Annotated in this window: 26 protein-coding genes; 8 read left to right on the top strand and 18 right to left on the bottom strand. The window is 41.6% G+C overall.

Annotated elements, in window-relative coordinates:
• Window positions 1–10: 10 nt before the first annotated feature.
• Together AAFN85_RS13340 and AAFN85_RS13335 are read right to left on the bottom strand one after the other, a co-directional pair.
• Entirely contained in the window at window positions 11–259 is a 249-nt protein-coding gene (locus AAFN85_RS13340) for a hypothetical protein (RefSeq protein WP_347527865.1), read from the bottom strand.
• Window positions 260–265: 6 nt separating this feature from the next.
• Complete coding sequence (locus AAFN85_RS13335; protein WP_347527864.1) at window positions 266–967, bottom strand: DUF3291 domain-containing protein; 702 nt, start codon at window positions 965–967, stop codon at window positions 266–268.
• 74 nt (window positions 968–1,041) lie between these two features.
• On the opposite strand from AAFN85_RS13335, the gene AAFN85_RS13330 reads away from it, so the two are divergent.
• Genes AAFN85_RS13330 through AAFN85_RS13305 form a run of 6 tightly spaced genes read left to right on the top strand, consistent with a single transcriptional unit; the run spans window position 1,042 to window position 5,849 of the window.
• On the top strand, window positions 1,042–1,518 hold the full coding sequence (locus AAFN85_RS13330) for a GAF domain-containing protein (protein WP_347527862.1): 477 nt from the start codon (window positions 1,042–1,044) through the stop codon (window positions 1,516–1,518).
• Entirely contained in the window at window positions 1,518–2,168 is a 651-nt protein-coding gene (locus tag AAFN85_RS13325) for an alpha/beta hydrolase (protein WP_347527860.1), read from the top strand. The genes AAFN85_RS13330 and AAFN85_RS13325 overlap by 1 nt, the downstream gene beginning before the upstream one ends.
• Window positions 2,165–2,767 carry a DNA-3-methyladenine glycosylase gene (locus AAFN85_RS13320; RefSeq protein ID WP_347527859.1) on the top strand — a complete coding sequence of 201 codons (603 nt, stop codon included), beginning with the start codon at window positions 2,165–2,167 and terminating at the stop codon, window positions 2,765–2,767. The genes AAFN85_RS13325 and AAFN85_RS13320 overlap by 4 nt, the downstream gene beginning before the upstream one ends.
• A gap of 26 nt (window positions 2,768–2,793) precedes the next feature.
• Window positions 2,794–4,077 (top strand): kynureninase, encoded by a 1,284-nt coding sequence (kynU, locus tag AAFN85_RS13315; RefSeq protein ID WP_347527858.1) that lies wholly within the window; start codon window positions 2,794–2,796, stop codon window positions 4,075–4,077.
• A gap of 11 nt (window positions 4,078–4,088) precedes the next feature.
• Window positions 4,089–4,937 (top strand): bestrophin family ion channel, encoded by an 849-nt coding sequence (locus tag AAFN85_RS13310; RefSeq protein ID WP_347527857.1) that lies wholly within the window; start codon window positions 4,089–4,091, stop codon window positions 4,935–4,937.
• Window positions 4,938–4,946: 9 nt separating this feature from the next.
• Complete coding sequence (locus AAFN85_RS13305; RefSeq protein ID WP_347527855.1) at window positions 4,947–5,849, top strand: histone deacetylase; 903 nt, start codon at window positions 4,947–4,949, stop codon at window positions 5,847–5,849.
• Here AAFN85_RS13305 and AAFN85_RS13300 read toward each other — a convergent pair.
• Genes AAFN85_RS13300 through AAFN85_RS13285 form a run of 4 tightly spaced genes read right to left on the bottom strand, consistent with a single transcriptional unit; the run spans window position 5,846 to window position 8,834 of the window.
• Entirely contained in the window at window positions 5,846–7,225 is a 1,380-nt protein-coding gene (locus AAFN85_RS13300; protein ID WP_347527854.1) for an MATE family efflux transporter, read from the bottom strand. The two genes, AAFN85_RS13305 and AAFN85_RS13300, sit on opposite strands and share 4 nt — an antisense overlap.
• 49 nt (window positions 7,226–7,274) lie before the next feature.
• Window positions 7,275–7,907: an ATP-binding protein gene (locus tag AAFN85_RS13295; protein ID WP_347527853.1), complete on the bottom strand. Its 633-nt coding sequence runs from the start codon at window positions 7,905–7,907 to the stop codon at window positions 7,275–7,277.
• A gap of 15 nt (window positions 7,908–7,922) precedes the next feature.
• Window positions 7,923–8,381, bottom strand: a complete 459-nt coding sequence (locus tag AAFN85_RS13290) for a GNAT family N-acetyltransferase (protein ID WP_347527852.1) — start codon at window positions 8,379–8,381, stop codon at window positions 7,923–7,925.
• Between the two features lie 6 nt (window positions 8,382–8,387).
• A complete protein-coding gene (locus tag AAFN85_RS13285) occupies window positions 8,388–8,834 on the bottom strand; it encodes a DUF4442 domain-containing protein (RefSeq protein WP_347527850.1) in 447 nt (148 codons plus the stop codon).
• A gap of 204 nt (window positions 8,835–9,038) precedes the next feature.
• Here AAFN85_RS13285 and AAFN85_RS13280 point away from each other — a divergent pair, with 204 nt between their 5' ends.
• Window positions 9,039–9,239: a hypothetical protein gene (locus AAFN85_RS13280; protein ID WP_347527849.1), complete on the top strand. Its 201-nt coding sequence runs from the start codon at window positions 9,039–9,041 to the stop codon at window positions 9,237–9,239.
• A 69-nt stretch (window positions 9,240–9,308) separates the two neighbouring features.
• Here the strand turns inward: AAFN85_RS13280 and AAFN85_RS13275 are convergent, their stop codons facing one another.
• The 9 genes from AAFN85_RS13275 to AAFN85_RS13235 all read right to left on the bottom strand — a co-directional run bounded on the left by AAFN85_RS13275 (window position 9,309) and on the right by AAFN85_RS13235 (window position 19,457).
• Entirely contained in the window at window positions 9,309–10,103 is a 795-nt protein-coding gene (locus AAFN85_RS13275) for an SDR family oxidoreductase (RefSeq protein WP_347527848.1), read from the bottom strand.
• Between the two features lie 246 nt (window positions 10,104–10,349).
• Window positions 10,350–11,612, bottom strand: coding sequence for a hypothetical protein (locus AAFN85_RS13270; protein ID WP_347527847.1), 1,263 nt, complete (start codon window positions 11,610–11,612; stop codon window positions 10,350–10,352).
• Between the two features lie 9 nt (window positions 11,613–11,621).
• Window positions 11,622–12,740, bottom strand: coding sequence for a hypothetical protein (locus AAFN85_RS13265; RefSeq protein WP_347527845.1), 1,119 nt, complete (start codon window positions 12,738–12,740; stop codon window positions 11,622–11,624).
• 3 nt (window positions 12,741–12,743) lie between these two features.
• Complete coding sequence (gyrA, locus tag AAFN85_RS13260) at window positions 12,744–15,332, bottom strand: DNA gyrase subunit A (RefSeq protein ID WP_347527844.1); 2,589 nt, start codon at window positions 15,330–15,332, stop codon at window positions 12,744–12,746.
• Window positions 15,333–15,492: 160 nt separating this feature from the next.
• Window positions 15,493–15,891, bottom strand: coding sequence for a hypothetical protein (locus AAFN85_RS13255; protein WP_347527842.1), 399 nt, complete (start codon window positions 15,889–15,891; stop codon window positions 15,493–15,495).
• A 78-nt stretch (window positions 15,892–15,969) separates the two neighbouring features.
• A complete protein-coding gene (hemF, locus tag AAFN85_RS13250; RefSeq protein ID WP_347527840.1) occupies window positions 15,970–16,884 on the bottom strand; it encodes an oxygen-dependent coproporphyrinogen oxidase in 915 nt (304 codons plus the stop codon).
• A gap of 254 nt (window positions 16,885–17,138) precedes the next feature.
• On the bottom strand, window positions 17,139–18,371 hold the full coding sequence (locus AAFN85_RS13245) for an MFS transporter (protein ID WP_347527838.1): 1,233 nt from the start codon (window positions 18,369–18,371) through the stop codon (window positions 17,139–17,141).
• Window positions 18,372–18,484: 113 nt separating this feature from the next.
• Complete coding sequence (locus AAFN85_RS13240) at window positions 18,485–18,682, bottom strand: cold-shock protein (protein WP_347527836.1); 198 nt, start codon at window positions 18,680–18,682, stop codon at window positions 18,485–18,487.
• A gap of 139 nt (window positions 18,683–18,821) precedes the next feature.
• Entirely contained in the window at window positions 18,822–19,457 is a 636-nt protein-coding gene (locus AAFN85_RS13235; protein ID WP_347527835.1) for a peroxiredoxin, read from the bottom strand.
• Window positions 19,458–19,602: 145 nt separating this feature from the next.
• Between AAFN85_RS13235 and AAFN85_RS13230 the strand changes: the two genes are divergently transcribed.
• Window positions 19,603–21,387, top strand: coding sequence for a glycoside hydrolase family 15 protein (locus AAFN85_RS13230; RefSeq protein ID WP_347527834.1), 1,785 nt, complete (start codon window positions 19,603–19,605; stop codon window positions 21,385–21,387).
• An 80-nt stretch (window positions 21,388–21,467) separates the two neighbouring features.
• Here AAFN85_RS13230 and AAFN85_RS13225 read toward each other — a convergent pair whose 3' ends face one another.
• The 3 genes from AAFN85_RS13225 to AAFN85_RS13215 all read right to left on the bottom strand — a co-directional run bounded on the left by AAFN85_RS13225 (window position 21,468) and on the right by AAFN85_RS13215 (window position 25,257).
• Complete coding sequence (locus AAFN85_RS13225; RefSeq protein WP_347527832.1) at window positions 21,468–22,316, bottom strand: N-acyl homoserine lactonase family protein; 849 nt, start codon at window positions 22,314–22,316, stop codon at window positions 21,468–21,470.
• Window positions 22,317–22,416: 100 nt separating this feature from the next.
• On the bottom strand, window positions 22,417–24,624 hold the full coding sequence (locus tag AAFN85_RS13220) for a bifunctional alpha,alpha-trehalose-phosphate synthase (UDP-forming)/trehalose-phosphatase (protein WP_347527831.1): 2,208 nt from the start codon (window positions 24,622–24,624) through the stop codon (window positions 22,417–22,419).
• A 156-nt stretch (window positions 24,625–24,780) separates the two neighbouring features.
• Window positions 24,781–25,257: a hypothetical protein gene (locus tag AAFN85_RS13215; protein ID WP_347527829.1), complete on the bottom strand. Its 477-nt coding sequence runs from the start codon at window positions 25,255–25,257 to the stop codon at window positions 24,781–24,783.
• Window positions 25,258–25,470: the final 213 nt, after the last annotated feature.

Below are 25,470 nucleotides of genomic sequence, written 5' to 3'. Positions count from 1 at the left end.
TAGGATTAGTTTAATAGTTATATCTAAAATAGGCATCTTTATAATCGGTTCTCATCTCAATAAACCGAGCGGCTATTTTTTTCAAAAACTCTTCATCCAACAACTCAAAAACGCTGTTAACGCCATCTGTCAGATCCATTTCAGGGATCTTATAGCTTTGCTCAAGCGAACCCTGTTCGGCCTTTACAATAAATTTATTGTTCATGTTAAGGATGGATATTTTAAAATCGGGGTGGGGTAGTTCGGCAATAATTCTCATAATAGTTTATTTGTTAAGAAGCCCATTCAATGGGTCGGTTCCGTTTAACGTTCCGAAACTGGCTATTGGCTTAAAACGGGCAAAAAGTTCTTCGCTGTACCAGTTTTCATCTCTTGTTTTTTTAATTACTTCGGCATGTTCGGGGCTTTTATAGGCAAAAGCTTTTACATCTTCAATGCTTTTCCAAACAGAAAAAGTCGCCTGCCTGTAAACCGGCGCTTCACCGATTCCGAATGAGGTTATATAGCCAGGCGCGTTGTTCATCATATTGGCCACAGCGCCAACATTAGCCCAAAAGTTTTTAAGGCGGTTAAACCTGATGGTAGCCCTGGTAAGCACAGCTACCGGTCCGTTGATCTCTTTAGGTGCAGGCTTGCCAAAAGGTTCTTTACCGCTCCATTGGCCATGGCTTTGTAAAGGTTCGCAAAGTATTGTCCAGCGTTCTTTACATAAAAGCTTCCACCATAATTGCACAAATGAGCGTTTGTAAAATTGATCAAAATGCCCATCGGTTTCCCAGCAAGCCAACAAGGCCCATTGCTGCCAATCGGGGTTCAGATCAAAAGTGCCGTTTTTGCCCGAGCCGAGAAGTTTGTAAAAGCTGCATCCCTTTTGCAACATCATCGGCAGGCGGTGTATGGCCATAGCCAGCAGGGCAAAGGGTATAAACAACTTGCGGTAGCGTACTACGGTAAGGCTAACGATCATATAAGTGCGAATTAAAAAATTTAATATGATATTAGCCTTATTTACTTTCGATACTACATTGTTAAGTTTGCACTATGGCAGAGGATTTAAAAATAACCACATCAACCGATAAACAAGAACAGTACACAGCGCTGATCCCACAAATAGAGGCTTTGCTTTATGGTGAGCCTGATCTTGTAGCTAATCTGGCCAATGTGGCTGCGGCATTAAAAGAGCAGTTTAAATGGTTTTGGGTTGGCTTTTACCTGGTTAAAAACAATGAGCTGGTGTTAGGGCCTTTCCAAGGGCCGGTAGCTTGTACGCGTATTGGTTTGGGCAAAGGCGTTTGTGGTGCCGCATGGCAACAAGCCAAAACATTGGTTGTACCTGATGTTGACGCTTTTCCCGGCCACATAGCATGTAGTTCCCTTTCTCGTTCGGAGGTGGTAGTGCCGGTGTTTAAAAACAACGAAGTTGTGGCAGTGCTTGATGTTGACAGCGAACACCTCGATCAGTTTGACGAAATTGATGCACAGTACCTTGAGCAGATAGTTAAACTGGTTAATTTTTAATGAGCAGGATCTATTTGATAGCCGGTCTCGGTGCCGATACCCGTGTTTATAATAACATCAGCTTAAGTGATGACCACGAGGTAATTCCTATAGATTGGATAGAACCAGATTTGAGTGACACTATAACTACTTATGCTCAACGACTTGTTTATCATTACAATATCAAACCTAATTCGGTATTAATAGGCAACTCGTTAGGAGGGGTGATAGCGGTTGAAATAGCTAAATTTATGCCGGTAGAAAAAGTGATACTGGTGTCGAGCATTAAAACAAGCAACGAAGCGCCGTGGTACTTTAAAGTATTCCGTGCATTGCCAATTTACAAGCTCATCCCAGGTAAAGTGTTTAATTCGATGGGAGGGTTGGTGAAGCCGGTATTTGGGCACATGAGTGCCGAAGACGCCTGGTTATTTGGTGATATGCTCAAAAAGTCGTCGCCCGTATTTATGAAGTGGGCTATGTACGCTATTCTGCATTGGAAAAACGATGTTATCCCGCCAAACCTGTACCACATTACCGGCGACAAGGATCTTGTTTTTGATCATAAACGAATAAATGGGGCAACGATAATAAAGGGCGGCACCCACATTATGATTTTCGACAAGGCAAAGGAGATCAATAAACTATTAAAGGGAATCCTGAAAAAATGAAGCTACCCGAGAGCTATTATTTAGGCGATGATGTAGTTGCGATCAGTAAAGACCTGATTGGTAAGTATTTATTTACTTGTATTGACGATATAATTACCGGAGGTTACATTGTTGAAACAGAGGCTTATAACGGAGCTATTGATCGGGCTTCCCATGCTTACGGTAACAGGAACACACAGCGAACAAGCGTTATGTTTAAGCAAGGCGGCATCGGTTATGTTTACCTATGCTACGGCATTCATGAGATGTTCAATATCGTGATCTCGGTAGAAGGCAACCCGCTGGCGATATTGATCAGGGCCATTCAGCCAACTGATGGTATTGAGGCTATGCAGGTGCGGCGTAACATGCCGGTGCTTAAACCCACTATTACTAAAGGGCCTGGATCGGTGGCCAAAGCTTTAGGCATTTCGCGAAAAATTAACGGCTTTAGTCTTCAAAGTGATACGATATGGCTTGAGGATAGAGGATTGACCTTTCCGGATGATCAGATCGTAGCCGGGCCACGTATTGGTGTTGCCTATGCAAAAGAAGATGCCATTTTACCTTATCGCTTTTACGTAAAAGGCAATATTTACGTGAGCAAGCCCAATAAATAAGCTTTTGAATTTGTAATATTGGGGCAATGAATTATCAAAATAATTTAGAATTTGCCAAACAGCAGGATCAAGTTGATCCGCTTAAAGATTTCCGGAGTCGTTTCCTCATTCCTCAGCATAAAGGTGAAGATGTGATTTACCTCTGCGGTAATTCACTTGGCCTGCAGCCGACTTCAGCGCAGCAACACATCAACGATCAATTAGACAACTGGAAAAACCTGGCCGTTGAAGGTTGGTTTCAGGGCGATGACCCGTGGTTGGATTATCATAAGTCACTTTCCGGATCAATAGCGAGAATAGTTGGCGCTCAGGAAAATGAAGTTGCCGTAATGAACTCACTTACAGTGAATCTTCATTTACTAATGGTAAGTTTTTATAAACCAGACAGTAAACGATATAAGGTCATTATGGAGGGCGGTGCTTTTCCGTCAGACCAGTACGCTATGGAAAGCCAGGTTAAATACCACGGCTATGACCCGGCAGATGCTATAATCGAGATCTTCCCCCGTGAAGGCGAGCTAACTTTACGCACTGAAGATATCGTTAACAGCATTCAACAAAACCAAAATGAACTGGCCTTGGTACTCTTTGGAGGGATCAATTATTACACCGGCCAATTCTTCGATTTAAAGGCTATTGCTGATGCAGCACACAACGTGGGTGCTTATGCAGGCTTTGACCTTGCCCATGCCGCAGGTAACGTACCTTTGCAACTTCATGATTGGGGTGCTGATTTTGCCTGCTGGTGTTCGTATAAATACATGAACTCTGGTCCGGGGGGCGTAAGCGGCATTTTCGTGCATGAAAAACACTTTACCGATAAGCAGTTAAACCGCTTTGCAGGTTGGTGGGGATATAGACAAGATAAGCGATTTTTAATGGCTCCCGGCTTTGATCCGGCCATTGGTGCTAATGGATGGCAGGTAAGCACAGCCCCAATTTTGCTCTTGTCGCTATTTAAGGCCTCTATGACGATTTTTGACGCCTTGGGCGACATGAATATACTTCGCAAAAAAAGCTTGCTTCTGACTGGCTATTTGGAGTTTTTGATCAATGAGATAAATTTCAATAACGGAGAAGAGATTTTTAAGATAATAACACCTGCCGATCCGGCTTCCCGTGGTTGTCAGCTTTCGGTTGTTTGTAAGCGAAAAGCGAAAGCTACTTTTAACTTCCTTGCCGAAAATGGCGTAATTGGCGATTGGCGCGAGCCTGATGTGATTCGCTTAAGTCCCGTGCCGCTTTACAATACTTTTCAAGACGTTTACAAAACAGCGCAGCTGCTAAACAATTCAATAACCGCTGTATAAATTATTATAACATGGTGTATTACAATCCAAAAGAGTGGTTTTCTTCGATTTTTAAAATAAACAGGGCTGATACTTTGCGCGAACTTTTTCCGCTTATAATTGCCGTGTGTGCCTATGCTGGCATCGTAACCTACCTTTTAATTGACTTCTGGCAATTGCCCGATACCTTTATTTTGAAGAAGGTTAGCTTTATTCACCAAACAATCGGTTTTGTGTTTTCATTGTTATTGGCATTTCGCATCAACTCTGCATATGATAGGTGGTGGGAAGGACGCAAGATCTGGGGAAGCCTGGTAAATAATAGTCGCAACTTCGCCATCAAACTAAAGCACCTTGTTAATGAACAGGATATGGCCTTTTTTAAATTTGCTATTCCATTCTATGCCCGTTCGCTCAAAAATCATTTGCGGGATGAATTTGTGGCCGAAGATCAGCAGTTTATCAATATCGATCCTAAAAAACATGTGCCAAATCAGATAGCGTCGGTCATGATCGAAAAGATTTATAAGCTTAACCGGAATGGGGTAATAAGCCCGGAGCAGCTGTTTAGCATAACGAGCGAAATAACCTCTTTTACAGATAATTGTGGTGCTTGTGAGCGGATCAAAAAAACACCTATCCCGTTCTCTTACAACGTTTTTATCAAGAAGTTTATCTTCACTTACATCATGACCTTGCCCTTTACCTGGGCCTTCGAACTTAAATATCTTATTGTACCAATTATAGGTTTTGTGCTGTTTGTATTTGCCAGCATCGAGATCCTGGCCGAAGAAATTGAAGATCCTTTTGGTTGGGATGCGAATGATCTTCCGCTGGATAGCATTTGCGAAACCATCAGGAAAAACGTGGAGGAGTTATAAACGCCTGCTATGCTTAAAATAGCCTACGATCCCATATACGCGCATCCATTGCCCGAAGGTCACCGTTTTCCGATGCTCAAATATGAATTAATACCGGGGCAATTATTGCATGAGGGTGTAATCACCCAGGATAATTTGTTTTCGCCCGGCTTGCCGGATGAAAGCGTGATAACGCAAACACACGATATAGGATATTGGCATCAGCTGCGGGATTTGACTTTATCGCCTAAAGAGCAACGTCGTACTGGTTTCCCGCTATCTGCGCGGTTAGTTGAGCGAGAAATACGGATAGCCCAAGGCACCATAGATGGCTGTAAACTCGCTTCGGAGAGCGGCGTGGCATTTAATGTTGCGGGCGGAACTCATCATGCAGGGAGTAATTGGGGCGAAGGTTTTTGCTTGCTGAATGACCAGGCGATTGCTGCTAACTATTTACTAAATAACAACTTATCTAAATCTATATTAATAATAGATTTAGATGTACACCAGGGTAACGGCACCGCGCAAATATTTGAAAATGAACCTCGGGTATTTACTTTTTCTATGCACGGGGCCAATAATTTCCCTTATCGAAAGGAGCGGTCAGATCTTGACATTCCTTTACAGGATGGTGTATCTGATGATGAGTTTCTTGGAATCCTTGTTAATACGCTGCCTCAATTAATAGCGCAACACAAACCCGATTTTATCTTTTATCTCTCCGGGGTTGATATTTTAGCTACCGATAAGCTTGGCAAACTTGCTTTAAGTAAGGAAGCCTGTAAAGCCCGCGACCGGTTTGTTTTTGAGCAATGCATCGAAAATGGCATCCCCGTACAAGTGAGTATGGGCGGAGGGTACTCGCCCGATATTAAGGACATAGTTGAGGCGCACTGCAATACTTTCAAAACCGCTATCGACCTGTATTTTTAATCCTGTGCTGTTATCGGGACTTCGGTATAGTTGCGGGTTTTGCTAATGATGTTAAAGCGGATAAATAGTAACACAGAAGCTGTGGCAAGTCCTAATGTTAATCCATACCAAACGCCGCTAATGCCCAAATGCAGTTTGATTCCCAATAGGTAACCCACGGGCAATCCCAGCACCCAATAGGCAAGAAAAGTTATAAGCGTTGGGATATTAACATCACCCATTCCGCGCAATACACCAAGGCCAACCACCTGTGCTCCGTCAAATAACTGAAACAGTGCAACAATGATAAGTATCTGTACTGCAATGCTTATTACTGCTTTATCCGAAGTGTATATCCAAGGTAAAAACTCACGACAAGCCATAAACATCAATGCTGTAAGGCTCATAAATACCAGTACGATATGATAGTTAGCGATTGCCGAAAGCCTTAGCGCTTTTGGCTTTTTTGCTCCGAAATAATTGCCAGACTTGATTGCCGCTGCCGCCGATATACCGCTGGCAGCCATATAAGTCATAGATGCTAAACTAATAGAAACCTGGTGTGCCGCCTGCTGAACCAAACCAATTGTGCCAACCAAAATAGCAGCCCCGCCAAACGCGCTTACCTCAAATACGTACTGAAGTGCTACCGGTGCACCTATCTTCATGATCTGCAAGCCACGTAATCTATCGATGTTTTTTATAGCAAAATCTTTCAGGTAATCTTTAAAGTTTTTCGATCTGAAAACATAAAATGCCATCACAATAGCCATTACGCATCGATCTATCAAGGTGCTGTAACCAACACCCTTAATCCCCATGGGATGTACACCGAATAAGCCTTTTACAAACGTTATCCCAAGGCAAATATTGATCACGTTACCCCAAATAGATATCATCATGGCCTGCCTGGTGAAGCCCAAACCTTCGGCAAACTGTTTAAATGTATTGAAAATTAAAAGTGGTATCAGCGATAAACTCAATAGTAACAAATATGGCTTGGCTTCAGTTACTACAGCCGGTGATTGATCGAGGTGGCCGATAAGCAACATCGTTCCGAAATAGATCAACGCAAATAATAATATCCCGCTAAGCATATTCAAAAACAAGCTGTTTGAAAGGAGCAAACCGCATTCGCGCTTATTGTTTCGGCCGTTGTTTTGGGCTACCAGTGGGGTTAAGCCGTATGAGATGCCCATTCCCACAACCAACGGTACCATAAACAAACTATTCACCAGCGCTACGGCGGCCAATGAAGACGTGCCAGCAAAGTGCCCCACAATAATAGTATCCGAAGTTTGCACAAGCGTGTGCCCCACATTAGATAACACTACGGGAAAAGCAAGTTTAAGACTTTCGCGGTAAAAAGGTTTGTATTTGGCTAAATTGGTTAACATTACTTTTGATGCAGGGAGCCAAAAGTAACCATTTGCCTGCTAACAAAAGTCAGCAGGCGGTATAATATTCTTCTTTTTCGGTGGTATTGATTTTAACAATGCCTGATAGGATCAGGTCCACAAGCAGGTTTTGCGCCCTTCGCCTGCCTACTTTTAAAAGCTCAACGCACTCTTTCATCGTAACACGTCCGGCCTTTTCAAGGTGCCCAAGCAGTGTACGCTCATTGTCGGAATATTCGATCAAAACACCCTGGTCATTTGACGAGCGTTTTAGCACCTCCAGCACAATTTTACTGGCCAGTACGCTCTTGTCTTTTACACGCACATAAGCCCACCACTTGCCATCTTCGGCAAGGGCGTAGTGTGGTTTAAGGTCGCTTGCCGGGATATCTACAAGTAGCACCACTTTATCATCTACATAGATCTCTTCAAACGTTGGTTCGAGCGCCGGGCGTGAAAATATATGCGCCGCACGGTCAATCATATACTTTTCTTCTTCTTCAGATTTTACGCCTTTTATCGTACCATCATCGGCTACGCCTATCAATAACTTGCCGCCTTTGTTATTAGCGAACGACACCATTGTACGGGCTATTTTTTCGCAGCTTGTAATTGTTTTTTTAAAGTCGAGCGTAACGCTTTCACCTTCAAATATCAGTTTCCTTACATTGGTTCTGTTCATAGCCTTGTAGTTAATTTATTGAGGTTTAATATAGGGGGTATATATTTCCATCCAGCTTTCAGGTTTCGCAATTGGCGAAAAACCGAACTGACTGTATAAATTGTGAGCATCAGCCGTAGCTAACGACCATCTTCTTAAGCCTTTCAGGTCCGGATGTTTAATAATTGTTTGTACCAGCCATTTTGACAGACTTTTGCCACGATATGCAGGCAAAACAAACACATCGCATATGTAAGCAAACGTGGCATTATCAGTAACTACACGGGCAAAACCGGCTTGCTTATCATTATGGAAAATTCCAAAACACATGGAGTTTTCAATGGCGCGGGCCATTTTTTGGCGGGGAATGCCTTTTGCCCAATATGAATCATTATTCAAAAAATCGTAAATAACATCAACATCCAGCAAGTTCTTATCAGTCGAAATTTTAAATCCTTTTTTCTCAAAAGCCTCGTCGTTCATGATCACAGTCATCAGTAGCTATATATTAGTAGTATCAATAAAGTTTAAGTTTCGTACATATACCTCGTTCATCAACGATACGCATATTTCGCCATCTTTATTATAAATGTCAATAGGGAAGGTGCTTATAAATTTTCCGATAGTATTTAAAATGTGTTCCGCTTGTTCAATATCGTTATCAGTAAGCCTGATACTGAACGATAAATGAGTTGTGGCGGGTTTAACATATTGTATTGAGGCCGATTTTGACCACACCATTAATTTATATCCTTTGCCGGTAAAAATTTGGTGAAAGAGTAGGGGATAGAAGGGATCGGCAGCTGAAAAAAGTGTACCGCCAAATATGCTGTTGTTGTAGTTTTTGTTGAGGAAACTCTTTCTGATCCGCACGTCGACTCCCCGATATCCTTTTAAAAATTTAACAACCCAAATCCGTTGAAAAAGGAGAGGGGGATATATCCTCATAACCCATTTCAATAATCCTTCGGATAGTACCATAGCGCCTAAATATCAGAAAAAAATGCGCAATTATGTATTGATATGTTGATCAAAACTTGCAATGTTAAAAAAAATACGTGCTTTTTAAATATTGGTTAAACAATAAGGTGGTAAAGGAGTTTATAGTATGGTTCACAAATAATTGATCATTAATCTATAAAACAAATAACTATGAAAAAGCAAATTTTGAGCTTCGCGGTTGTCGCGATGTTAATTGGCGGTATCGCAACGGGTTGCAGTTCAGAAAAAAAAGCCGGCGACGGATCTGACAGCACTAAAATGGATTCAACAAGCCAAAGCGCACCTGCACCAGCGGCAGCCGACTCTGCTAAAACTGACACAGCGAAAACAGATACTACTAAGAAAAACTAATGTAGTTGTATCAATAAAAAATCCCGTATCAATAACAGATACGGGATTTTTTATTTTTTAAAAACAGACTTAGAATGCTGTTTTAATTACACCACCGTCAGCCCTTAAAGTAGCGCCATTGGTAGCTGCCGATAATGGACTGGCCACATAAGTAACAAGATTAGCGATCTCATCAGTTGTGATAAAGCGTTTCAACAACGATGTTCCGCGAACATTGGCAAAGAAATCCTTTTCAATCTCGGCCGTGGTTAATCCCTGACCGTCTGCCAACGCTTGCACAAAATCGCCAACACCTTCAGACATTGTTGGGCCTGGCAATACGGTATTAACAGTTACTCCGGTATTTGTAGTGAGTTCAGCAAGGCCACGGGCAACTGCTATCTGGGCTGTTTTTGTCATCCCGTAGTGAATCATTTCTGTTGGGATCTGGTAAGCAGATTCGCTTGAAATGAAAACAATGCGGCCCCAGTTTTTGCTGATCATTTTATCAAAATAAGCACGTGATAAACGGATACCGCTTAAAACGTTAACCTCATAAAATTTAAACCAATCTTCATCACTTATCGCCGAAAATTCTTTAGGTTCAAAAATGCCAACGTTGTTTATCAAAATATCAACTTCGGGCAATTGCTCAATTAAAGCAGCTATCTGAGCAGTATTTGTAAAGTCTGCAGCGATGCCTTTAACATTTTCATTTCCGGTTTCGGCGATGAGTTTTTTCACAACTTCATCAACCTTGGTCTGACTGCGGCCATTTATATAAACATTAACTCCTTCGTTTGCTAATGACTTCGCAATAGCATAACCAATGCCGGCTGTTGAACCTGTAACCAGCGCGGTTTTATTTTTTAATTTAAGATCCATAGTTTGTAGTTTTTTGATTGTGTCTTTACAACTGCAGTGCCGATTAAAGTGCTTGTCATGCTCTTCGTTTTAAAATTAAATTACGCTGACAATACAAAGATTTTTCTGCTGTTATGGTGTCAATAATTCTGATATTGGCTCTGTTTTGAGTCCTTATTCAATCTTAATTTAAATTACTATAATTAACATTATGTTAAATAGTATTTTAAAAAGAAGGGGCTTTTGCAAGCCCCCCTTATTTATCGCTTATTGATTAGCTGGTAAAGCATCAATTTGAGCTTTAATTTTAGCAGCATTCGCATCGTCTCTTACACCTTGGTAATAAGTTCTTAAATTTTGTAATGCATCTAATGATTTTGGTTGAAGCTCAGCAGCTTTAACCAAATATGGTTTAGCCAAATCGAATTGAGCTTTTGCTTTAGCTACAGCGGCATCATATTCTTTTTGTTTGTTTGCTGGCAGTTTATTAGCAGCATTGTACAAATCAATAGCCGGGCTAAGGATGATATAGCCTAAGTTTAAATTTGCTTCAAAATAGTTAGGATCTATTTCCAGTGCTTTTTTGTACATCTCGCCAGCTTTTCCGTAAGCTTCAGCTTTTGAAGCCTGAAGTTTTGCTTTAGCAGCCGGGTCTTTTGCGGCTTTTATTTGACTTGCATAACCGTCACCTGTTTGCGAATAAGTTAAACCTGCATAGTAATAAAGCGTTTTATTTTTAGGATCGTTAGCTAAAGCGGCCTGAATTTTATCAGTAACCTCTTTTTCTTTACCAGTTTGCAGGCTAATTTCAATTTCGCGTTTGCGCAACTCGGTATCTGAAGGATATTTTGCTACACCATCGCTAACTGTTTTTAAAGCGTTAGCAGTGTCTTTACTTGCAAGATATAATGACGAAAGATCAAGATATGTGGTTTGATTTTTTGAATATTTGGTTGTAAGCAGCTTAGTGTAGTTGCTTATCGCCGCAGGATAGTTTTTGCTGTTAGCAGCCGCTAAGCCTGTGTAATAAATTGCGTTTGTATCTTCAGGCAGTACAGTACGGTAATAATCGAATGCTTTGTAAGCCTGATCATATTTACCGCCTGAGTACTCTTTAACACCTTTAGTTAACTGATATTGAGCTAAATTTAAATAAGCCTCATCAATCATTTTTTTGTTTTCACCTTTGGTATCAAGCTCTTTCGCTTTTTTCAAAGCTTCGTCAGCTGTGGTAAATAAAGGCAATGAAGTGGTTGGAACGGTATCCAGAACTGCAAGTGCTGAATAAACAGAGCCTTTTACAGCGAAAGTAAGCGGCATTGTTGCTGTTTTTTCGTTAACAGATGCTTTGTCGATAGATTCTTTTGCGGTGCTTAGGCTTTTATTTGCCATAGTAGCCATTGCGGCCTGGCCTCTTAAGCCCGAATACTTTTCGTATTCTTCTTTGGCTGTATTAAGCTCGCCTTTTTGTGCAAACGCTGTTGCTGAAACTAAGCCTAACAGGCCTGCCATCAAAAGTTTGATTTTCATGATGCTTTGTTATTGATTGGTTAACTGTTTTAGTTTATTGTTTACTCTTTCTAACATGTCCAGGTTATCAGATTTTTGATAAGCCAGTTGTAATGCCTGCAGGCTCTTAACGTTATTTGGCGATATTTCGTTAGCTTTCTCAAGCCACTGTATAGCCCTTCCTAAATCCTGGATGTCGCTCCCCTCCTTTTTGCTTACGCTTTGTTTAAAGTATAGCAAGCCAAGGTTAAAAGCCGGATCGAAATCGGTTCCGCCTAATTCAATTGCACGTAAATATAGCGATTCGGCCAAATCAAATTTATTTAAATGATCATAGCAGGCTGCTGCAACGAATGCAATATCGGCGTTATTAGCGTTAATGTCAAGCAATGGCGGGATCAGGGGCTCTAACGCTTTATAGTTCTTTTTGTTATTGTAGATATTGGCTTCATCTAACAATAAAAACCTGTCGTTAGGTAACAGCTTCCTCCCTTTTTGCAGTATCTGCAAAGCTTTGGCAGTGTCGCCCAGTGCTTTATAAATATTGGATGCCGTTTCGATATACTCCGTTTTAGCGCTATCCGTTTTAAGCAAATTACTGTAATACTTAGCGGCGTCCTGTAAATTACCGGCTTTATTGTTTGCAAAAGCGATATAAGTATTGATCTGGTTCATGCCCGGCGCATACTTCTTCGCGTTTTCGAACGATGTTTTCGCATTATTAAAGTCCGAGTTATTTACAAACTCAAAACCTTTACGAATGTAAACATTGGCCAGGCAGCGTTTAGAATAATCAAGTTCGGATTGATACCTGAAGATCTTACCCTTGCCAGATAGTTTATCAACCAATTGAGAGGTTTGCGGAAGCAGATCGGCAGGCATGCCTAACTTATTCAGCGAATCGACATATAAAATGCTCGAATTTACGATGGCCCTGTACAGGTTTTTCTCGATATCGGCAGTATCCGATTTGGTGATAATCAAACTATCGGCTGATTTTTTAGCCGATGCAAGGTATTTCAAATCGCCTTTTTGTTTGTAAAAGGCTAAGTTGTTAACCACAACTTTCAGCGCTTCCTTTTGGGCAAACGCGAAAGTTGTAGTAACAAATGATATTAAAACTGTTAAAAAGATTTTGCGGTAGTGCATAGTTTATTCAGTTGTATCGTCGGATGATGTTTCTGTGCTGTCATCGGCCGTATTGCTCTCGCCGGCTTCGTCGCCGGTTGTTGCTTCAGTGCCTTCAGCAGCGGCAACATCGCCCTCGCCTACTTCTTCATGCTCAATTTTGGCTACTGAAGCAATTTCGTCGTCGCCTTTAAGCGTGATGAGCCTTACGCCTTGTGTGGCCCTGCCCATTACCCTTAACTCACTAATTGCAATACGGATAATAATGCCCGATTTATTGATGATCATCAGGTCTTCCTTATCTGTAACACCTTTTATGGCTACAAGGTTTCCGGTTTTTTCAGTAATATTTAAAGTTTTTACGCCTTTACCGCCACGGTTGGTAACGCGGTAGTCTTCAATATCGGTACGTTTACCGTAACCTTTTTCTGATACTACCAATACTGTGGTTTCAGCATCATCAATACTGATCATACCAACTACCTCATCCGTTTCATCATCAAGCGTAATACCACGTACGCCGGTAGCCGTACGTCCCATTGGCCTAACGGTAGATTCGTTGAAGCGGATAGCGCGGCCTGATTTAAGTGCCATTACAATTTCGCTGCTACCACTGGTTAAGTTTGCTTCTAACAGTGAATCACCTTCGTTAATGTTGATGGCGTTGATACCATTTGAACGCGGACGAGAGTAAGCCTCGAGCGAAGTTTTCTTGATGGTACCTTTTTTAGTACACATGATAATGAAGTTATTTTCAAGGTAGTTTTGATCTTTCAATGAGATCAGTTTGATATAAGCCTTGATCTTTTCTTCTTTAGGGATGTTGATAATATTCTGAATAGCACGGCCTTTTGAAGTACGTGTGCCTTCCGGAATTTCAAATACCCTGAGCCAGAAACATTGTCCCGACTCGGTAAAGAACAACATGTAATTGTGGTTCGAGGCGATCAACAAGTGCTCGATAAAATCAGCATCGCGGCTATTACTCCCGATAGCTCCTTTACCACCCCTGCCCTGACGGCGATATTCGGTAAGTGGCGTACGTTTGATGTAACCTTCGCGCGAGATGGTGATTACAACGTTCTCATCCTCAATAAAGTCTTCAGTCTGCATTTCGGCAGATGAGTGAACCATTTCGGTTCGGCGCTCATCGCCATATTTTTCTTTGATCTCAGTTAACTCATCTTTGATGATCTGCATTCTTAAACCTTCGTCGTTTAAGATGCTTTTTAAATGGTCGATGAGTTTCATTAAAGCTGCGTATTCATCTTTGATCTTATCACGCTCAAGTCCTGTTAACCTACGCAAGGTCATATCAAGAATGGCGCGTGCCTGGATATCGGTTAAGCCAAAGCTTGTCATCAATCCTTCCCTTGCCTCATCTGGAGTTTGCGAAGCACGGATCAGGCGGATAACTTCATCTAAATGATCTAAAGCGATCAATAAACCTTCGAGGATGTGGGCGCGTTTTTCGGCTTCGTTAAGCTCGAATTTAGTACGGCGTACAACTACCTCATGGCGGTGCTCAACAAAGTGATGGATCAGATCCTTCAGGTTAAGCAACATTGGGCGGCCATTAACCAGCGCGATGTTATTTACGCTAAATGAAGTTTGTAAAGCAGTGTATTTAAATAAGTTATTGAGTACGATAGCTGCATTGGCATCACGTTTTATTTCGTAAACAACGCGGATACCTTCCCTGCTCGACTCGTCACGAATGGCCGAGATGCCTTCAATCTTCTTCTCGTTAACCAGTTCGGCAGTACGTTCGATCATTAAAGCTTTGTTTACCTGGTAAGGTATTTCCGTCACAATGATACGCTCACGTTCGCCGTTATAAGTTTCAATTTCGGCACGGGCACGGATCACTACACGACCACGACCGGTTTCCAGCGCTTCGCGCGGGCCGTCGTAACCGTAAATGATACCTCCGGTAGGAAAATCCGGGCCTTTCACATATTTCATTAACTCGGCAACCTCAATCTGGCGGTTGTCGATCAATGCTACAGTAGCATCAATAACTTCCGAAAGATTATGCGGCGCCATATTGGTAGCCATACCTACCGCGATGCCTGAAGCACCGTTAACCAGTAGGTTAGGGAATTTTGATGGCAGTACTGTTGGTTCCTGTAACGAGTCGTCGAAGTTTAACTGGTAGTCGATAGTATCTTTGTTGATATCGGCCAGCATCTCTTCGGCAAGCTTTTGCAAGCGTGCCTCAGTATAACGCATTGCCGCTGGCTCATCACCGTCAACAGATCCGTAGTTACCCTGACCTTCAACCAGTAAGTAACGCAAACTCCACTCCTGGGCCATACGCACCATGGTATCATATACCGATTTATCGCCGTGAGGGTGGTATTTACCCATTACCTCACCTACTATACGGGCTGATTTTTTGTAGGGTTTTCCGTTGGTAAGGCCCAGATCAAGCATGCCGTATAATACACGCCTGTGTACGGGTTTAAGTCCATCGCGGACATCGGGCAGCGCCCTTGAAACGATAACCGACATTGAATAATCAATGTAGGCCGATCGCATTTCCTCATCAATATTTATCGAAATTATCCTGTCTTCTGCGTGTGAATTATCGTTTTCTGTTCCTTCAGCCATTTTTATTTATTTGTAGAACCTTCTCTTATAATTGCGTGTTAAAATTGATTTTTCAACGACCTGCGAAGTTAAAAAAATAGTTGACAACCCGCCACTTTTCCTGATAATAAACGGTGGTTTTCGGAGATACCATATCAAAATTTTGTTACACTCGTCAGGTTTATTTCAGCTTAACCCAATAGTCCTCAACCTTGTTCCCGTTTGGTAAAACAGAAAGCAGTTTAAGGGTATCGTTGCTGATGATATAGTTGTATTTTACGGTTTTGTTAAGCAGTTTCGATTCCTGCATGCAATAGGTTTGCTTTTCTAAGCAGGTATCGGCATTGAGGCGGTAATCACCTTTTTCATAAGTAAGGGCTTTCTCTCCTTCCTCTAATACCTTAGCTTCGTAATGCTCATCGTTGTAGGTGCGCTGTAGTTTATACTCTTTAGGCGCGCCATCAAGCTTACCATTAATGATACCGCCACGATATTCCCATGTGCCTTTTAGCGGACTGCCATCAAACCGAAAGGCGCATAACAATAACGTAGAGATTATCGGTATAATAGATTTTTTCATTGGCAATGATGTTTGCTTGCAGACTTTACATTAGTCTCCCAGCTTTTCGCTTTCGGCCTTAAGCCTTCGGCTTTTAACCTAAGCCCAGTTAATTCCTTTTTTCAATAAAGATAGTGTTTTTTCTTCTTCACTGCCTGGTTGCGGATGGTAATCATAAACCCATTTGGCCGTTGGCGGCAGGCTCATTAAAATCGATTCGATACGGCCATTGGTTTCCAGGCCGAATTTGGTACCGGCATCATATACCAGGTTAAACTCGGCATAACGACTGCGGCGCTGGTACTGAAAAAGCTGTTGGGCTTCAGTAAATTCTTTATGACGGTTACGGTTAACGAGTTCTGTATATAGAGGTGCGAATGAACGGCCTACTGATTTTGAAAACTCAAAAATCTGCTCCCAGCTCAAATCGTCGTTAGCGGTAAGCCTATCGTAAAATATACCGCCTATGCCGCGGGTTTCGCTGCGGTGCTTGATGTAAAAATAATCGTCGGCCCATTTTTTAAAACGTGGGTGGAAATCGGCGTAGTATTGATCGCATACGGCTTTTAATCCACCATGAAAAAAACGGGCATCATCTTCAATTACATAATGGGGTGTTAAATCTATACCTCCACCAAACCAGCGCACCGGTTTACTTTCGCCAGCCATGGTTGATGGCATTTCGAAATAGCGAATATTCATGTGGATGATAGGCACCAACGGGTGGTTGGGATGGATCACAATAGATACGCCGGTTGCAAAAAAATCATCCTGCTCAACCTGCAAAGCTTTTTTCATGGTATCGGGCAAATGACCATGAACTGCCGAAAAGTTAACGCCTCCTTTTTCGAGGATATTGCCATTTTGAATAACACGGGTACGGCCGCCGCCGCCACCTTCACGCTCCCATAGTTCCTGCTCAAATTTGGCTACGCCATCTAATTGCTCAAGTGCTGTGCAGATCTCGTCCTGTATCAGTTTATAATCTTCGGCTATTTGTTCTTTGCTGATCATAGGCTGTAAAAGTAGTGAATTTTGAGGATTGCCGGGGAAGTAGCGTATCGGCCTGTGTTATAAAAATAGAGGTGTTCAACTCTTTAAAGTGTGAACACCTCCAAAATGATTTGTTATTGATAATCAATCAATTAGCTGTTCAATCTTTTGAGGATAAAGCTGTAAATTACTGATAATCAGAATTGAATATTTTACTTATCGACAGATCGAACAAAATTGAACACCTGTTTTTCAAAAATTGAACACCCTTATCATTAGCTAATTTCCAGGTAATCCAGATCCTTACCAAAAGTCTCTTTTAATTGGCTTAAAGCAAACAGGGACACAACGGTAAGTATCACCATCATTATATAACCGGCATGGATATATCCGTATTTATCTTTAAACGCGTTAAATGCCAAAGTTATCGGAATAAGCGAACCGCGTACAAAATTTGGTACCGTAGTGGTAACTGTAGAGCGAATATTGGTACCGAATTGCTCGGAGGCGATGGTTACAAAAGTTGCCCAATAGCCTACCGTACACCCCATAAAGAAACTTAATACAGCAAAGCGCTCAGGTGTAATACCTGTATCGCTCAGGTAAAAATGAACACTCACCAGTGATATTATCAGGAAAACCGCCATGGTCAGCTTTCTTGATTTGGTAAATTGCGCCAATAATCCGGCAATAATATCGCCTATTGCAATACCTATATAGCTGTAAAATATCCCGTCGCCCGGTTTGATCACGGTAGTGGCTCCCAAGGCTGCTCCAAATTTATCAGAAAAACTGATCAGTACACCAACCACGTACCATAACGGTGCGCCGATAAGAATACAGAATATATACTTTTTTAACCGCTCCCAATTAGTAAAAAGCATCAGCATGTTACCTTTAGATACATTGCTGTTCTCAACGTTTTTAAACATACCCGATTCGAAAGTTCCCACGCGTAGCAACAAAAGCAATATGCCTAAACCACCGCCAACAAAATAGGCATTACGCCAGCCAAACTTTGCAACAGCATAGGCTGCAGTAGCACCGAATAAGCCAATCACAGCCACCATCATTGTTCCATAACCCCGATTTTCCTTACTTAAAGTTTCGCTTACCAGGGTAATGCCGGCACCCAACTCACCAGCCAACCCAAGCCCTGCAATAAATCTAACTAATGCATAAGTATTAACATCGTGCACAAATCCATTGGCAAAGTTTGCTAACGAGTAAAGTAATATCGAACCAAAAAGCACTTTAATACGCCCAAGCTTATCGCCTATAATGCCCCACACAACTCCACCAATTAGCAAACCAAGCATTTGTATGCTTATAATAAGCTGACCTTTGTCTGTAATTTGTTGTTCGTTTAAGCCGATATCTTTGAGACTGGGAATCCGTACTATTGAGAAAACTAAAAGGTCATAAATATCTACAAAATAGCCTAATGAAGCTACAAGTACTAAAAAGATGGCATTCCGCGAAGCTTTGGAAGCGGCAGTATCGGTCATAAATTGTAAAATTGGTTGGCTAATGTAGGCGATTTATACGGAAAACAAAAAATGATGACACAAAAAAACCCCTGGCGAAGCAGAGGTTTAGTAAGTAAGTTTTTCCAATAATTTTATGCCTTTTTAACGTTAACAGCCTGTAATCCTTTTCTTCCATCTTCCACATCATAGGTAACGCTATCGTTATCCTTTATGGCATTTACGCCGCCTTGTACATCTTTGAAATGAACAAAAAGGTCCTTACCCTCTTCGGTAATAATAAAGCCATAGCCCTTTTGTGTGTTAAACCATTTTACTTTTCCAGTTTTCATAATTATAATAATCGTAATAAAAAATTCAATTTAAGATGACTAAAACCAAACTGAAAATAAAATAGGTTTATATTGTTCAGGAAAATTAGATATTCAGTCTTTACCAAATATATAAAATTATTAAATAAACCAAATAAAATTATTTATTTGGTTGAGGGGTTATGCGTAAATAGGGTTTAACCGCTGTATAACCTTTCGGAAATTTGGCCGGGATATCTTCAGTTTTGATAGCTGGCACTACCACTACGTCCTCTCCTTCCTTCCAATCTGCCGGTGTAGCTACGCTGTAATTTGCGGTTAATTGCAATGAATCTATCACACGTAAAATTTCCTGGAAATTACGACCGGTTGAAGCAGGGTAAGTAATAATCAGCTTAACAGCTTTATCCGGACCGATAATAAACAGTGAACGCACGGTAGCATTAACCGAAGCATTTGGGTGGATCATGTCATAAGCTTCAGAAATTTTACGGTCTTCATCGGCAATGATCGGGAAGTTTACTTCAACGCCTTGAGTTTCATTAATATCATTGATCCAGCCATGGTGCGATTCTACCGAATCAACGCTTAGTGCCAATACTTTAACGTTACGTTTTTCAAACTCGTTTTTTAAAGCGGCGGTTCTGCCTAACTCGGTGGTACAAACCGGTGTATAATCACCTGGGTGCGAAAACAGTACGCCCCAGCTATCGCCTAAATATTCGTAAAAGTCAATTTCGCCTGCTGATGTTTTTGCCTGGAAGTTTGGCGCTTTATCGCCCAATCTTAAACTCATAATGATAGATTTTTATGTTGAATTAATACGACTAAGTTACTATACATTGTTTGACAAATGCAAACAAACTTTAAATAATCCTATTATTTACGCCAACATTACAAAGGCTGTGTTGTTGAGTTTGGAAATAAACACAAAGCTACCAATGAGCAAACACACCTATAATACCGGCATTATTGGCAACTGTGCCTTTTTGGCGCATATAAATAAAAACACCAACGTTGATTGGCTCTGCTGGCCCCGTTTTGATAGTACATTCATTTTCGGTGGCTTGCTTGATCAGGAAAAAGGCGGCGAGTTTTCTATCCGCCCCGAAGGCGAATACGAATCGCAGCAGCATTACCTCGAAAATACCAACGTTTTAATTACCGAAATAACACCCAAAAGCGGCGGTAAATATCGAATAACCGATTTTGCGCCACGTTTTTACCAGCATCAGCGTTATTACAAGCCCTTAATGCTGATCAGGAAGATCGAGGCTATTGAAGGCTCACCACGGGTAATTGTCAAATGCGAACCGGTATCCGAATACGGTGCCGTTAAGCTAACCGTTAATCGCGGCAGCAACCACATTCAATACCAGGGCGGCGAAGAGAATATCCGCCTTACAACCAATATCCCCATCAGTTACATTTTTGATGAACAGGCGTTTGTGCTCAACGAAACCAAATACCTGGTAATGACCTACGGCGAGCCGCTGGAAGCAGCTTTAAACAGCACTGCCGAACGTTTCTACACCGAGACAGTACAATACTGGCGTACCTGGATCAAGCATTCATCCATTGCTACATATTTTCAGCCCTTCGTGATCCGTTCGGCTTTGGCTCTTAAAATCCATCAGTACGAAGATACCGGGGCGATCATAGCGGCAAGTACAACAAGTTTGCCAGAATCGCCAGGAAGCGGTCGTAATTGGGATTATCGTTATTGCTGGCTGCGCGATACTTACTACGTGATCACCGCGCTTAACCACATCGGTCATTTTGAAGAGATGGAAAAGTATTTCAGTTACGTTACTGATATCACCTTTTCCGAAATGGAACGTTACCAGCCGCTTTATGGCATCACCGGTAAAAAAGACCTCGTTGAAAATATCCTGACTGATTTAACCGGCTACATGGGCAACCAGCCCGTACGCGTAGGTAATCAGGCTTCAGAACATATCCAAAATGATATTTACGGACAGGTGTTGATCTCTCTCCTACCACTTTATACCGATCATCGCTTTGTTTTCTCTGAAAGAAAAGATTCGGTACACTGGATTGAATTTCTATTAGATAAGATAGAACACACCATCGATGAAAAAGACGCTGGTATCTGGGAGTTCAGAAACATGGCGAATATCCACTGTTACAGCAACCTGTTTCAATGGGCCGGTGCATCTGCTGCCGAAAAGATGGCGCGCACCATTCAAAACCAGGAATTGATTGATAAGGCAGTTTCATTAAAAGAACGGGCCGCGGCGCATATCGAAAGTTGCTATGATCCGGTTAGGAAAGTTTACACCAATTCGGCCGGGAGTAGTAACCTTGATGCCAGCACACTACAGCTCATCATGATGAACTATCTCGATCCAAACTCGCAAAAAGCCAAAGATCATTTAGCTGCATTGGAGAAAGAGTTAAGAACACCCAACGGTTTATTTTACAGGTATTTATATGCCGATGATTTTGGCAAACCTAAAACTACTTTTCTCATCTGCGCTTTTTGGTATGTAGAGGCATTAGCAGCTGTAGGCCGCCTGGATGATGCTCAGCGCGAGTTTGGTAACCTGCTTCAATATTCAAATCACTTACAATTATTTAGTGAGGATGTTGATGAGAACGATGGCAGCCAGTGGGGTAATTTTCCGCAGGCCTACAGCCATGTTGGGTTGATGAACGCAGCTTATAGGATAGCTATGAAATTGGATAGGCCAATATTTTTATAGGGGCTTAATTTCACTGAGATATTGCATGTTAGACTTACGATGTTTTTAAAACTTCGTAAGTCTGGATTCAAGTTAAACATTCACCTTATTTCCACAATACCATCTGCAACCTTCGGAAATAATTCCAGTTGCTTACCATCGTGTCCGGGAATAATGTATTTAACATCACTGGCAAGCGTTTTCATCCGCTGCATAGCTTTTACATATCCTTTAGGATCGAGTGTGCCACCTGTAGACGCGGGAACCATATGTTGCAGGCTATAATACGTCCAGATGTTATCTGATGCAAGAATGATGCTTTTAGTTCTGGTTTTAACCTGTACGTATTGCGAGTTGTAAGTATGCCTTGAACCGGTATAAACTTTTATACCTTTAATGATCTCTTTATTATCTCCATCAACCAATTTAAGCCTTCCGGCCAGGTTTAAATTCACTACGTTTACAACATCACGTTTAGCATAGCCGCCGGCTTCGCCCGGCTTTTGCCATGCCGATCCTACAAAAAACTCATAATCCTGTTTTTGCATCCAGATCTTTGCCTTAGGAAAAAGGCTCAAGCCATCAATATGATCCCAATGCGGATGACTTACAATGATATCTGTGATGTCGCCGGGCTTTATGCCAAGTTTTAAAAGTGCCGAATCCGGGCGTTGGTAACTCTTTAGTTTAAAATCTTTAGCATCCTCACTATCACCTAAAAAGCCGGCATCAACTAAAATATTTTTGCCATTGCTGCCTTTGATGAGCCATACCATAAAGTCAATTTTGATCGGCTCATTTTTGGGGCCATTCAAAGCCCAATCGCCAACTTTAAATGGATAGCCCGATTCGGCGAATTTTACCGTGTAAACTTTGTAGGTTGGAGATTGCGCATGGCTTATCAAACAGGCAAGCAACGCTATCAGAACAAGCAGGCAGGATTTTTTCATGGTCAGCGATAGTATTATTTCCCCGAATATAAAAAATGCCCGTGGCTAAACCACGGGCATTAACGATTTTTAACTACCGTTACTAAAATCTACAAAGCAACTACTTATCTATCTCTACTTCAGCAGGTGTGTATTTAGCAAAGCTGGTGAGTAACTTTCTCACCTCGGCCGGGTTGCGGAGATAAAACTTAGCTGCCGAAAGGTTGCTGCCTACCTTAATGGTGATGGCGCTTTCGGGCAGTGCTTTAAAAATATCCTCGTCGGTATAGTCATCGCCAAAAGCTATCACAAAATCATAGTCCTTACCCTCGGTAAGGGTTAAAGCAGCTTTGCCTTTGTTGATATCCATATTCTTAACTTCCAGCACCTTATCCCCTGCCAGTAATTGTAAACCTTTATCGCTTGCGAGGTATTTCAGGTTGTTCATCAGTTCGTTGGCGCGCAACTCGCCTAAGCCAGCCTGGGCTTTACGGTAATGCCACACTAATGAGTATGTTTTTTCTTCGATGAATGAGCCAGGAGTACGATCGACATAAGTTTCCAATATCGGGTAGATATCATGCTTCCATTGATCGCTCAACCCTCCTATTTTATGCCACGAGGTACCCTGTTGTTTAAACCACGAGCCATGTTCTGCTATCAGATAAATATCATTGCCGCTAAACCACTCATCAAGGTTTTCGTGCTTGCGGCCGCTGATTAAAACCAATTGATTTGCAGGATCTTCGGCAAGTTTATTAATGATGTTGTATAGTTCTTTATCCGGACTGGCCTGATCTATGTTGGATTTAAAGTTAACCAGCGTGCCATCATAATCTAAAAATATAATGCGCTTTTTGGTTTTGATATACCGGTTAATAATGCTTTGCTCAGTAGTGTTACTTACATGGCGTGCTTGTAGCGAACGCTGCATCAGTTTAACTTCCTTTAGCCTGTCCATAAAAATTTTCACCCAGTGCGATGTATTGAACTTAGCAACAAGCTGGCGCATTGGGATCATGCGGCGGCGCTGCTCTTCGGGCGACATGTTGATGGCCTGCAAAATAGCACGGCAAACCTCACCGGTGTTGTTAGGGTTTACGATAATGGCGTCTATCAGTTCTTTAGATGAGCCAGCCATCTCACTCATAATCAGCACACCATCGTTATTTATCCGGCTGGCTACATACTCTTTACTCACCAGGTTCATACCATCGCGCATAGGTGTTACGAGGCAAACGTCGGCCGAGTAATACAGCGCAGACAGCGTTTCTATCGGGAATGAACGGTAGTAATAATGGATCGGGCTCCAATCCATTGTGCGGTACAGCGCGTTGATCTTGCCAACTTTTTTATCTATCTCATCGCGCAGGTGGGCATATTGAGGCACGGTATCGCGCGATGGCACTACGATCATGTAAAGCGTGATTTGTTCCTTACATTCAGGACAGATCTCGAGCAATAATTCGAAAGCTTCCAAACGTTGAAGGATGCCTTTGCTGTAATCGAGCCTATCTATCGAAAGGATCAGCTTTTTGTTTTTGAAGTTCTCTTTGATCAGTTCGATCTGTTGCTTCACTTCTTCCTGCAAAGGTAACGACGCATATTTCTTCTCGTCGATACCCATTGGGAATGATTCAACAACTACAGATCGTTCGCCATTGGTAATGATGTTTGCATTGGATGATACCGGGAGCAACCTCGTAGCCGCGCCCAAAAAGTGGCGTACATCATCGAATGTATGAAAACCAATCAGGTCGGCACCTAAAATGCCTTCCAACAATTCAGATCGCCATGGTATTAACCTGAACATTTCGTGCGAAGGGAATGGTATGTGCAGAAAAAAGCCAATTGATACATCCGGCATTTCGTTCCGTACCAATGCAGGTAACAGTAATAACTGGTAGTCATGAATCCAGATCACGTCGCCAGGTTCGGCAACGCTAAGGATCATATCTCTGAATTTTTTATTTACAGCTTTGTAATAATCCCAATTTGATTGTTTGTACGAAGCGTATGTTGAGGCATAATAGTGAAAAACAGGCCACAGTACTTCATTGCTGAAGCCTTCGTAATATTGGTTGATCTCTTCCTGATCTAAAAAAACGGGTAATAAACTTAAGTCCTTTAACTCGGCGGTGATCTGATCCTGGTCTTCCTGTGCGGCAATCTCCACTCCCGGCCAACCGATCCATACATTATCACCTTGTTTATATATTGAACCCAACCCGGTGGCCAATCCCCCCTCGCTTGGTGATGAATGGTAAACATCATCCACCTTCGAAATTTTCACTGGCAACCTGTTTGATACAATTATAGTTTTCGGCATATCATCTAAATATTAATTAATATTTAATTAAAGGCAAAAACTACTGTTTTGTTTTAATAACAGGGGTTTTGTTACATTAAAACTGTGATTTTTAAGCATAAAAAAAGCCTTTCCCGATATCAGGAAAGGCTTTTTTTATGTTATTCTCTTACGAGATTATTTCACTTGTTGGAAAAACTCGATGTTAGCTTGTTGAGTGATCCTTACCAATACTTCGTGGTTGTCGTTTTTCAAATCAACAAAGTATGAAGTTGGGTCGATAGTATCGTTGATATCAGTGTTAGCCTGGTAAACGATAACTTCACCTACTTTGTAACCTTTGTACTCTTTAGTGATTTGAGCAAGGGCTTTAGCAGGGATAGCTTTGTTATCAACACGTTGAGTTGTACCTAAAAACTCACCTTGTAAGTTGTAGAAAGCAGTTTTTTGAACGCCATCAACAGTGAAGGTAGCTTTTTGAGTGTTTTTAGTAACAGTCCAGCTTACGTCAGTTGCATCAGCAAAATCGGCAGTGAAGCCATGTAAAGCAATGTAAGAAACGTTGGTACCACCATCTCTTTTACCACCATCGGCGGCGAAAGCGTTAACTGTAAATAATGCTGCGGTTGCTATTGTTAAAAATATCTTTTTCATGTTCGTTTAAATTTTAAATCCGCAACAAATATACGCCTGACTTATCAATATTTAAAATTTGAATGAACTTTTATGAATATTTAATAATCATTGCGTTTTAAAGCCTCAAAATTTTCATTTTGTTAATGACCTTAGTGTATATTTTACAATATGCCAAACAAAAAACGCCATGTAAATGGCGTTTTGGTTTTGCTAAACCGATTTTGGTGTCAC

This window comes from Mucilaginibacter sp. CAU 1740 (assembly GCF_039839285.1).
Classification (GTDB): Bacteria; Bacteroidota; Bacteroidia; order Sphingobacteriales; family Sphingobacteriaceae; genus Mucilaginibacter.
The sequence above is the reverse complement of the archived record's forward strand: the minus strand, read 5'-3'. Positions and strand labels throughout refer to the sequence as shown.